Consider the following 10,710-nt stretch of genomic DNA (forward strand, 5'->3'; position numbering starts at 1 on the left):
TACAAAAGCGCAAGCGCCCGGGTGCCCAGACAATATCTAAAGGGAAAGCCCCTAAAGAAAGCTTTCCCTTTTTGTAAGATGTTGCTCATTCATCACGCTTATTTTAAAAATGTTTTAGAATCACTTTACTTTAGCACCATTTTGTAAAGATTGATCGATGGAAGCAAGAGACAAGGTGCCTTTCTCGTCTTCTCCTGCTAAAATCATGCCTTGAGAAAGTTCTCCCTTTAATTTCACTGGCTTAAGATTAGTGATACAAATCACTTTTTTCCCTACAAGATCTTCTTCTGAATAATGTTCCGCTATTCCAGAAACCACCTGCCGCGTTTCATAGCCAAGATTTAATTGGAGCTTCAGCAGCTTATCTGCTTTTTTTACTTTTTCCACTTTCATGACTTCCGCTGCCCGAAAATCAAGCTTCATAAAGTCATCAATGGTTACTTCATCAATTTCCTGTTTCTTCTCTACCTTTTGCTCTTCTTTAGGCACAGGCTTTTTCATCATATCTTTAATCACCTGAATCTCTTCTTCTGCATCCAGGCGAGGGAAAATAGGCTCGTCTTTCACTACCTTTGTACCTTCTTCAAGACCACTAAACTCTGTAATACTTGGCCAGCTTTTCAGCTCATTTCCTTTGATACCCAACTGACTGAAGATCCGTTCGGGTGTTTCTGTCAAAAATGGCTGCAGCATAACTCCAATGTGACGGAGTGACTCAGCTAAGTGCGCCATAACATTGGCAAGACGCTGTTTATTCGTCTCATCCTTAGCAAGTACCCAAGGCTGTGTTTCATCGATATATTTATTTGTCCGGCTGACGAATTTCCACAAGTCAGAGAGTGCAACGGAAAATTCCATATTCTCTAAAGAGTTCTCTACAGACTGTCTTGTTTCTGCAGCAAGCTGTTCCAGGCTTTGGTCGAATGGATCTTCCCCGGCTGTAAGCTTAGGAATCTCCCCATTGAAATATTTACTAATCATGGCAACGGTACGATTAAGCAAGTTCCCTAAATCATTCGCAAGGTCATAATTGGTCCGCTCTACGAAAGCTTCTGGTGTAAAGACTCCATCAGATCCAAATGGAACCTCACGAAGCAGGTAATAACGCAGTGCATCCAGGCCGTAACGATCACTAAGCTGAACGGGATCCACGACATTTCCTTTCGATTTAGACATCTTGCCGTCTTTCATTAAGATCCATCCATGAGCAAATACTTTCTTTGGTAATGGAAGATCAAGCGCCATCAGCATAATCGGCCAGTAAATCGTATGGAAACGGACGATTTCCTTTCCTACCAATTGTACATCTGCCGGCCAGAATTTCTGATAAAGTTCATCTTCATCCGAATCAAATCCAAGCGCGGAAATATAGTTACTCAAAGCATCGATCCACACGTAGATCACATGTTTTTCATTGCCAGGAACGTCAACTCCCCAGTCAAACGTGGTCCGGGAGACCGCTAAATCCTCGAGACCAGGTTTTATAAAGTTGTTAATCATTTCGTTTTTACGGCTTTCCGGCTGTATAAACGTTGGATTCTTTTCATAAAAGTCGAGCAGCTGGTCAACGTATTTACTCATCTTAAAGAAATAAGATTCTTCCTTCACTTTTTCAACGGGACCGCCGCAGTCTGGGCAATGTCCTTCATCAAGCTGTCGTTCTGTGAAGAAAGACTCACACGATGTACAATACCAGCCTTCATACTCATCCAGATAGATATCGCCTTTTTTCATTAAGTAATCAAAGATTTTGGCGACTACTTTCTTATGACGGTCCTGCGTAGTTCGAATAAAATCATCATAGGAAATATCGAGCTTATCCCACAAATCTTTAATTCCGCTGACAATATCGTCTACGTAGACTTGGGGAGATACGCCTTTCTCCTCTGCTTTTCTCTGGATTTTCTGGCCATGCTCATCGGTTCCTGTTAAGTACATCACATCATAACCTTGCAATCTTTTATAACGGGCCATCGCATCTCCAGCTACGGTGGTATAGGCGTGTCCTATATGCAAATTTCCACTAGGATAATAAATGGGTGTAGTAATGTAAAAAGTGTTTTTTTCCTCAGCCACTTTGTTCCCTCCTCTTAAAATAAACAGCCTGTCAGGCCATGTCGAAATATATATTGTGTTTGTATTGTAACATTCTATCTTTTTATCTTCTTTATTGCCATTCCTAACATTAAAATATACCGAATAAGTAATAAAACTGTCAAAGAAACCCTATTTTACATTAATAATTTCACAGCTGTATAGACTATGGTAAAATAGAATCACATCAGAGTTGGAACTTCGAACCAAATTTGGATAAGAAAATTTAGGGTTTTCTGCCAGCTATATCTCCATAATTGTCTTATTTCAGCCTCTTTAATACCTCCACCCGTAAATTGAGAGAACGGATGAAATGGAAATTTAAAGAATTGACACGTTTGGGAATGGTTGGTACTATTAATGTCGAGACATATGTCGAAATATGACGAAATAAACTTTTTGATTGAGGGGAGACATAATTATGAAATCTACAGGTATTGTACGTAAGGTTGACGAATTAGGCCGAGTGGTCATTCCAATCGAGCTGCGTCGCACATTAGGAATCAATGAAAAGGATGCTCTTGAAATTTATGTTGATGATGATCGCATTGTACTTAAAAAGTACAAGCCCAACATGACTTGCCATGTCACAGGCGAAGTTTCTGACGAAAATATGAAACTAGCAAATGGCAACCTAGTTCTTAGCAAAGAAGGAGCACAGAAGCTCCTGCAAGAAATTCAAGACCACCTTAATAAATAATAGAGACAAAGAAAAAAAGAGACGACATTTGGTAAAACAGACAACTTATTGATTGACATATGCTCTATGACAAGCCCTTCTGCAGCAGCAGGATGGGCTTTTTTGTTATTCCAAAATTCTTCCCTGGAAGCTTCATCCATGTCGGGTATTGAAAGAGATCTCGGCATTGCCGTAGTTCTATCAGGACTCCCGGGCGCCTGCGCTTTTCTATGGCTAGCTCCGGCGCCCAGTCCCTCTAGGTCATAAGTTCATCGCCTCCGTGGGTCAAAGGACACCCACTCCGCCGCTGCTCTTATGCTTGTCGGGACTACCAGGGCGCCTGCGCTTTTCTAATCTACGTGGTAAGTTTGGTAGACGTCACGTTTGGAAAGTTTGCGGTCGAGGGATGTTTGCTTGATTGCCTCTTTACTCTTCATTCCATCCTTTTCTATGTAGTAATCTACATGCTCCGTTATGGACAGGTGCGTCCACCAGAATGCGTCTTCTTCCAGTCCTTCTTCTGCCCCTTCCACCACTACACAGAATTCACCGCGAAGCTCAGTCTGATCGGCCCATTCGACGAGTTCATCCAGACTCCCTCTGATATATTCTTCAAACCGCTTCGTTAACTCTCTCACTAGAACAGCATTACGATTACCAAGCTGAGCAGCTAAATGGGTTAACATTTCCTTCAACCTGTGAGGAGATTCATAAAAAATCAATGTAGAAACAAACGGTTGAATTTTCTCTAATTCTGTCTGTCTTTCCTTTTTCTTACGTGGCAAAAAGCCACAAAAATAAAACTGATCGGTTGGCAATCCAGAACCTGCTAGAGCAGGTAACGCCGCATTTGCCCCTGGAAGGGTAACAACAGATATACCAGCCTCAATCGCTTCCTTAACTAAATCAGTACCTGGGTCAGAAATTCCGGGCATGCCGGCATCGCTTACCACTGCAAAATTCAATCCATCTTTCATCTGCTCAACGATTTGTTCTCCCTTTGTACGCTTGTTATGTTCATGGTAACTAATTAAATGCGTCTCAATTTCAAAGTGATTAAGCAGCTTTTTCGTGTTTCTTGTATCCTCTGCAGCAATACGATCGACCTCTTTTAAAGTTCTTACTGCCCGGTAAGTCATATCTTCTAGATTACCTATTGGAGTGGGCACAATATAGAGAATTCCATATTCATTTGATTCACTAAAACTCTTTTGGATCAACATCTGGTTCCTCTCCTTTTTCCGCAATCCACTGCTCTTTTTTCGCTCTTGATAGTTTCTTCAGCCGGTATTCCTCTTGCAAAGCTTCTGTTTTCGACGCATAGGTGTGAGAATATTCAAGCACAAACGGCCCTCGTCCCCTCGTATATTTTGCCCCTTTACCCGATTCATGTTTTTGTAAGCGGCTCTCTAGATCTGTCGTATATCCGGTATATAAAGAATCGTCCGCACAGCGAAGCATGTACACATAGTAACTAGCTGCCATAAAGAATCTCCTTTAGATCATCGGAATACTCATCATTTTCGGTAAAAGCATAGAGCGGGGGAAGAATCTTTAAATCTGGTTTTCCATCTCTCGCTGCTTCAATTAATAAGATATTCGCTTCTCTGCCTGGTTTTGGGTAAACCAGTTGTAACCGCTTAGGTTCTAAACGGTACTTTCTAAATAAGGTAAGAATATCAATCATTCTGCCGGGGCGATGAACCATCGACACTTTTCCTCCAGGCTTGACCAGCCGGCTGCAGGAATGAACTACCTCTTCTAAAGAGCAATGAATTTCGTGCCTGGCGATCGCTAAATGTTCATTTATATTTAACTCCTCGGACTGAGGAGTAGGGAAATAAGGAGGGTTGCAAGTCACTAAATCATACTTGCCATGTCCGAGTCTTTTGGGCATTTCCTTGAGATCCCCTTGAATCATCTCGAGCCTGTCTTCCAGCTGATTAAGTTCCACATTTCTGACTGCCATATCATACAGGCGCTCCTGCAGTTCTACACCCGTAATGGGAACCCTCGACCTTGTTGATAAAAATAGCGGGATCACACCATTTCCTGTACACAAATCAAGAATCTTCCCTCTAGTACGCGGCACATGCGTAAACTTTGCCAGCAGCACTGCATCAAGGGAGAAAGCGAAAACAGTGGGACTCTGAATGATCCTGATATTCTCTTCTGCTAATAAATAATCAATACGTTCATCGCCGGTTAATTGAACCATATTTCTGTTCCTTTCTAATCCTGATTCTATAAAAGAAGAGCCCTTCCTCGGACGAACAAGGAAAGGCTTGGACCTGGGATTATTTCTTCTTGTTTAAGAATGACAGACAAAATAGACAATCTTCATCTCTGGGGCTGCCAAAATGCAAATTACAAATATGAAAGCCTTCTTCATAGAGCCGGGCAAGATTATCATAGCCCTCGCCTACAACAGAGCTGCGATCTTGTTTGGTTCCTTCGCCTGCTTCTTCTTTGCCTTTTTCATGATCTAAACGCTGACGCAAGTGATGATTTTCAAGTGATAAATGCTGATTCTCTTCTAGTAAATAAGCAAGCTGGGCTTTTAAATCCCCTAATTGTTCATAGAGCTCACCAATTTGAGATTCTAAGTGCGACACCTGTTCAAATATGGCTTTTTTATTCATGCTTGGCTCCACCCCATTATTCTGTGGCTTCGGTTTGAACGACTCCCTCGTCGATCAGCTCTTGTAAGGAATACTCAAGCACGCGTTCCTTATCTCTGAATTCTACTTGGACCATACGTTCTAACATATTAAGACCTACAACTTTTCCTTTACCAAAAGTAGTAGCTATGCTGTCCCCAAGGTCTGGGAGCTCTTTCTTTGCCGCTTCATAGTCATCGTTCTCATACTTCAAGCAGCACATCAGACGACCGCAAAGCCCTGAAATTTTCGCAGGATTAAGTGAAAGGTTCTGATCCTTCGCCATTTTTATGGAAACGGGTTCAAAATCACCTAAGAAAGTTGAACAGCAAAGCATACGTCCACAAGGACCTATACCGCCAAGCATTTTCGCTTCATCACGAACACCAATTTGACGTAATTCTATCCTCGTTTTAAATACTGACGCCAAGTCTTTTACCAATGTACGAAAATCAACTCGTCCATCAGCCGTAAAATAAAAAATGACTTTATTGCGATCAAATGTATATTCGACATCGACAAGATTCATGTCCAATTTATGTTCGCGGATTTTCTTCTCGCAAACACGGTAAGCTTCGTCAGAGTTATCATTGTTTTCTGCTACCGTTACTTTATCTTTATCATCCGCAATACGGATAACTTGCTTAAGCGGTAATACGATGTCTTCTTCATCTACGGATTTATTAGCAATGACAACTTTTCCGAACTCTATCCCCCGGACAGTTTCCACAATGACATAATCCTCTGTGGTCATTTGTAGATCGCCCGGATCAAAATAATAGATTTTCCCCGCTTTTTTAAATCGAACACCTACAACCTCGATCATGTTTATCACCTCTGTAGTTGAAGGGTAAGCTGTTCCATCACTAAATTAGGATGAACATTCTGATTTATCTTTCGTTTCGCCTCTAAAATATACGATAAGCATTTCGCAGCTGATTGGCGTGTCCAATGCATGGACGACTGCTCCCTTTTTTCTTTTTCTTGGGTAAATACGATGGCATCTTCCCGGTCCAGAAAATCATTAATCAAATCTTGATACCAAAGCATGAGCACATCCAACCCTCGCTGTAACTGCTTACGTTCTTTAAAATGAGGCATCCACTGATCATTAACAAATAAAAGTCCTTCTTGTGGCTTATTTTGAAGCACTTCAACTAATTGTATCACTAATTTTCTCACATTAGCAAACCACTCATCAGCATTCATTTCCAGCGCTTCATCTAAATTATTGGTCAAAGAGGCGAGCAGCTTCGCATTCGAGGCTGAGATCCCTTCGTGCTCTAATTTATTTTCGATCCTTCTTACGTTTAAGGGCTGAAACGCTAACAGCTGACAGCGTGAACGAATGGTATCGATGATCGATTGCCCATTTTCTGTTAAGAGCATCGCTGTCGTCTGCTGACTTGGTTCCTCGAGAAATTTTAACAGCCGGTTCGATGCATTGACCGTCATTTGGCCTGCATCGACGACAATATAAACTTTACGATTAGACTCCATCCCGGTATAAGTAAATTCCTTTTGCAAATGAAGAATCTGGTCTTTTTTTATCGATTGTCCATCAGGTTCAATCCAATGCAAGTCAGGATGATTACCGGAATCTATTCGATGACAGTCACGGCATTCCTGACAGGGGTCAGCCCCTTGACGATTCCTGCAGAAGATACTCTTCGCAAATAATAGACTCATCTCACGCTTCCCTGTACCCCGGTCCCCTTGAAACAAGTAAGCATGAGAAATCCGATCCTTTTTAAAACTATTCATGAGCATTTGACCAACGAGGGGCTGAAGTTCTTTCATTTCATTCCAGCTTTTCATATCATTTCCGCCCTTAAGTATATAAATTAATTAGTAAACCTTTAATTTCTCCTATGATCCCGAGTAAATCAATAGATTTCTTCTCCTGATCCATCACCGCTTCTGTCAGTTCATTTAATTTCTCATCTACAGATTCGACAAGCGTCAGTTTTCGAGTCTGCCCCTGTCGATTCCAACTGTGTGAGTGTTTTAAATTCATTCCATACTGAACCGATTCCTTAACAAAATCCTTGATCAATCGTTTATACCTTGCTAAGTCACGGAACGATCGGACACGAACTACCCGATCACCCTGTGCCGTAATGCTTTTCATCAGTTGATTTAACTGGCTTTCTTGAAGCTGACGGGATTGTGACTGTACCAGACGATCAAAGCTCTGAGGGTTTTTCATCTGTTTGGCAGACTGTTTCTGGGCAGTGTCCAACTGGGTCCTCATTTCCTGACTGATCTTCATGAACGTAACTCCTTTAATTAAAACTTAAAGAATGATTCAACAGGTAACACAAAAACAGTCGCTCCACCCACTTCAACTTTGACAGGCTTCGGAATATAAGAATCTGCATTCCCGCCCATAGGTGAGATTGGCGCTACCATTTGGTCACGCTGACTACAGTTCTTTTCAATAATTCCAAGCACATTATCGACGTCATCTTCCTCACAGCCTATCATAAGGGTCGTATTGCCTTCCCTTAAAAATCCGCCAGTCGTAGATAATTTAGTGGCTTTGTAATCATTCTCTGTTAACGCATTGGTTAACCGATTACTGTCTTTATCTTGAATAATTGCAATAATCATCTTCATGAGAACGAATCCTCCTGTTAGGGGTTTATTTCCATTATAACAAATTTTGCTTTATTGATGAGGCAAGTATGGAAGCAGGACTTCATAGGCTTCTGTCTTCACTTCAGCAAAGGACCTGTCTGCCCGAATGCTCTTTATTCTTTCCGCATTTTCCTTTGCCAATGCTTGATAAGCCTCATATACTTTCTTATGAAAATCTAATGCTTCCAAATCGAGACGATTTTTCTCTCTGCCACTATTCGCAGCAATTCTATTCAGCCCTTCTTCAGGCTTAATATCAAATAAAAGGGTAACATCGGGCATACAAGTATCAACGGCAAACTGGTTGACCTTGAACACTTCATCCATTCCCAGGCCGCGAGCGTGACCTTGATAAGCTAAACTGGAATCAATGAATCGATCACATAGGACAACCTTTCCCTCATCTAATGCCGGCATTACTTTTTCTACTAAATGCTGTCTTCTTGCTGCTGCATATAATAACGCCTCTGTACGCCCGTCCATTTCTGTGTGTGCCGGGTCGAGGATAATATGCCGAATCTCCTCAGCTATGTGTATGCCACCAGGCTCTCTTGTCGCGACCACTGGATAGCCCTGATTTTCTAAGTCTTTGGCGATTTCATGCAGGATGGAAGATTTTCCAGCTCCATCCCCGCCTTCAAATGATACAAACAATCCCTTCACGACCATTCTCCTTTAAAAACTCGAATCCCTAGCTCGATATTATTATTTTGAAACCTGGTTCCTTCTTTTATTAAAAACTTCATCCTCGTTAGATGATCTGTTCTGATCGATTCACCCTTCATGATGAAAGGTATTCCCGGTGGATAAGGAATAACGGGCTCCGCAGCCACATGACCACAAGCGTTCTTCCATTCCACAAATTGAGAAGAGCTGCCTGCCATCTCCGAATAACTCATCGCCAGCGTTTCCATCCTTGAAATCTCTAGCGGAACTGTCTTTATTGTAGCATGCCTCGTTATCTTTTTTAATTGACAATTCACTCCTGCTAACCGCTTCTCTAAGTCCTCCCACTCAAAACTAGGAGTCAAACCAAGGATAAATAACAGCTGTGTCGGCGTAGTTAATTCCGGGTAAACTCCTGCCGCTTCAAATACCCTGGCCGCTTCAAAAGCTGAAACACCATCAGCCGCCTGTAAAGTAATCTTTAACGGATCATCCTTACCTGTTAAAGGCAGCAGAAATAACTCAGGAGCGACCGTTTCAAAGACTTGTCTTACCCTTTTTACATAAGGCATAACTCCTCGGACACTGTAGTTCGCTAAGAAGTGGCGGGCTAAGTCCAGACTGACCATTAATGGATAGGAAGGGCTGCTGGATTGAAGCATTTGCAGGTAGTGGCGGAGAAGATGTACAGCGATGCGTTTCGAATTCACATGTAAATAGGATGCCATCGTCATCGCAGGTGCCATCTTGTGTGCCGACTGAACGACCATATCAGCGCCAAGATCCAATGCAGATGAGGGAAATGGACTGCCAAGCTGAAAATGGACTCCATGAGCCTCATCCACTAAGACCGGCACTCCACAGGCATGAGCCTTTGTTATAATATCCTCTATGTCGAACGTGCGGCCGAAATAATCAGGATAGGTTAAAAACACGGCCTTCGCTTGGGGAAATTCATGTAGAGCTTGTTCCACGAGGGTAGAATCCACCTTACTGTACCGGCCGGTTTCCTCTTCAAAGTCTGGCGACAAAAACACGGGCTGAGCCCCTGCTAATTCCAGTCCATTAAGAACAGATTTATGACAGTTCCTCTGCACAATGATCGTATCTCCAGCATTACAAACCGTGAGAATCATCGCAAGATTTCCACTCGTCGTTCCATTTACTAGAAAGAAAGATTCATCGGTCCTGAACAGATCACTAGTCAGCTGCTGCGCCTGCTTTATGACCCCCTCAGGAGCATGTAAATCATCTAGCCCAGCAATTTCAGTAGCATCCAATTGCAACAGAGAACGAAAATCATTCCCACCTTTACTAGAGAATACTTTTCCATATTTATGCCCCGGAACATGGAAGGAAATCGGATGCTCTTCATTTTTTTCTATTAATGCATCATAGAGCGGCGTCCAAGTCTGGTCCATCTATCATCCCTCCAAAATATCACTCTCTCTATTTTACCCTATTAAAAATCACTTTCGCCAACATCTTTTGATTACCATGTACACAGCTCAAAAGCGAACCTAGAGGGTCTAAATGCTGATTATATTTCCTAGACGATAAAAAACCACTTCATAAAAGAAGTGGCCCATAGCTGCTATTTTTTTATCAGCCCATCTATTAAGAAGGAATCATAGAGCGATGAGCTTTCTTCATTTGTTTAACAAAGTAGTCATATCTTGGGTTATCTGCAGGTGTATCTATCATTTCTTTTTCACAAGCATGACAAATATAAAGTTTTAATAGATGAATACCATCGTCCGTTTCCTTTGAACAAATACTGCATTGATCATGACGTTTCATAGTTTCCCTCCTAGTATTCAGGCATCGGCCTTTTCATTCTTAAGACGGTGCCTCTCATTACTACTAGTCTCTCCTAAACTATGAATATTATACGTATAATATAAAAAAACCTTAGAAGAAATCTTCTAAGGTTTAACTTGACGTGGCGACGTCCTACTCTCACGGGGATCG

The 10,710-nt window shown here is 41.9% G+C and carries 13 protein-coding genes; 1 reads left to right on the top strand and 12 read right to left on the bottom strand.

The features are described from left to right. Positions 1-120: 120 nt before the first annotated feature. Positions 121-2,076 carry a methionine--tRNA ligase gene (metG, locus tag Q7A53_RS20940; protein ID WP_411791161.1) on the bottom strand — a complete coding sequence of 652 codons (1,956 nt, stop codon included), beginning with the start codon at positions 2,074-2,076 and terminating at the stop codon, positions 121-123. A gap of 433 nt (positions 2,077-2,509) precedes the next feature. Here metG and Q7A53_RS20945 point away from each other — a divergent pair, with 433 nt between their 5' ends. Then, the gene (locus Q7A53_RS20945; RefSeq protein ID WP_411791173.1) at positions 2,510-2,794 is read left to right on the top strand and encodes an AbrB/MazE/SpoVT family DNA-binding domain-containing protein; all 285 of its coding nucleotides are present in this window, start codon (positions 2,510-2,512) and stop codon (positions 2,792-2,794) included. Between the two features lie 329 nt (positions 2,795-3,123). Here the strand turns inward: Q7A53_RS20945 and rsmI are convergent, their stop codons facing one another. From rsmI to Q7A53_RS21000, 11 genes are all read right to left on the bottom strand, one after another. Continuing rightward, positions 3,124-3,996, bottom strand: a complete 873-nt coding sequence (gene rsmI, locus Q7A53_RS20950; RefSeq protein WP_411791162.1) for a 16S rRNA (cytidine(1402)-2'-O)-methyltransferase — start codon at positions 3,994-3,996, stop codon at positions 3,124-3,126. Next, positions 3,974-4,258 carry a GIY-YIG nuclease family protein gene (locus tag Q7A53_RS20955; protein WP_411791163.1) on the bottom strand — a complete coding sequence of 95 codons (285 nt, stop codon included), beginning with the start codon at positions 4,256-4,258 and terminating at the stop codon, positions 3,974-3,976. The genes rsmI and Q7A53_RS20955 overlap by 23 nt, the downstream gene beginning before the upstream one ends. Then, a complete protein-coding gene (locus Q7A53_RS20960; RefSeq protein ID WP_411791164.1) occupies positions 4,248-4,991 on the bottom strand; it encodes a tRNA1(Val) (adenine(37)-N6)-methyltransferase in 744 nt (247 codons plus the stop codon). The genes Q7A53_RS20955 and Q7A53_RS20960 overlap by 11 nt, the downstream gene beginning before the upstream one ends. Positions 4,992-5,070: 79 nt before the next feature. Next, the gene (gene yabA, locus Q7A53_RS20965) at positions 5,071-5,415 is read right to left on the bottom strand and encodes a DNA replication initiation control protein YabA (protein ID WP_411791165.1); all 345 of its coding nucleotides are present in this window, start codon (positions 5,413-5,415) and stop codon (positions 5,071-5,073) included. 16 nt (positions 5,416-5,431) lie between these two features. Further along, a complete protein-coding gene (locus Q7A53_RS20970; protein ID WP_411791166.1) occupies positions 5,432-6,259 on the bottom strand; it encodes a PSP1 domain-containing protein in 828 nt (275 codons plus the stop codon). Between the two features lie 5 nt (positions 6,260-6,264). After that, on the bottom strand, positions 6,265-7,251 hold the full coding sequence (holB, locus tag Q7A53_RS20975) for a DNA polymerase III subunit delta' (RefSeq protein WP_411791167.1): 987 nt from the start codon (positions 7,249-7,251) through the stop codon (positions 6,265-6,267). Positions 7,252-7,264: 13 nt separating this feature from the next. Further along, positions 7,265-7,705, bottom strand: coding sequence for a YaaR family protein (locus tag Q7A53_RS20980; RefSeq protein WP_411791168.1), 441 nt, complete (start codon positions 7,703-7,705; stop codon positions 7,265-7,267). Positions 7,706-7,722: 17 nt separating this feature from the next. After that, complete coding sequence (locus tag Q7A53_RS20985) at positions 7,723-8,052, bottom strand: cyclic-di-AMP receptor (protein ID WP_411791169.1); 330 nt, start codon at positions 8,050-8,052, stop codon at positions 7,723-7,725. Between the two features lie 51 nt (positions 8,053-8,103). Beyond that, the gene (tmk, locus tag Q7A53_RS20990) at positions 8,104-8,736 is read right to left on the bottom strand and encodes a dTMP kinase (protein WP_411791170.1); all 633 of its coding nucleotides are present in this window, start codon (positions 8,734-8,736) and stop codon (positions 8,104-8,106) included. Further along, the gene (locus tag Q7A53_RS20995; protein ID WP_411791171.1) at positions 8,733-10,160 is read right to left on the bottom strand and encodes an aminotransferase class I/II-fold pyridoxal phosphate-dependent enzyme; all 1,428 of its coding nucleotides are present in this window, start codon (positions 10,158-10,160) and stop codon (positions 8,733-8,735) included. Before Q7A53_RS20995 ends, tmk begins: the two co-directional genes overlap by 4 nt. A 196-nt stretch (positions 10,161-10,356) precedes the next feature. After that, positions 10,357-10,539, bottom strand: a complete 183-nt coding sequence (locus Q7A53_RS21000) for a sigma factor G inhibitor Gin (protein WP_411791172.1) — start codon at positions 10,537-10,539, stop codon at positions 10,357-10,359. Positions 10,540-10,710 lie beyond the last annotated feature (171 nt).

Origin of the sequence: Halobacillus rhizosphaerae (genome assembly GCF_046719735.1) — a bacterium.
GTDB lineage: Bacteria > Bacillota > Bacilli > Bacillales > Halobacillaceae > Halobacillus_B > Halobacillus_B rhizosphaerae.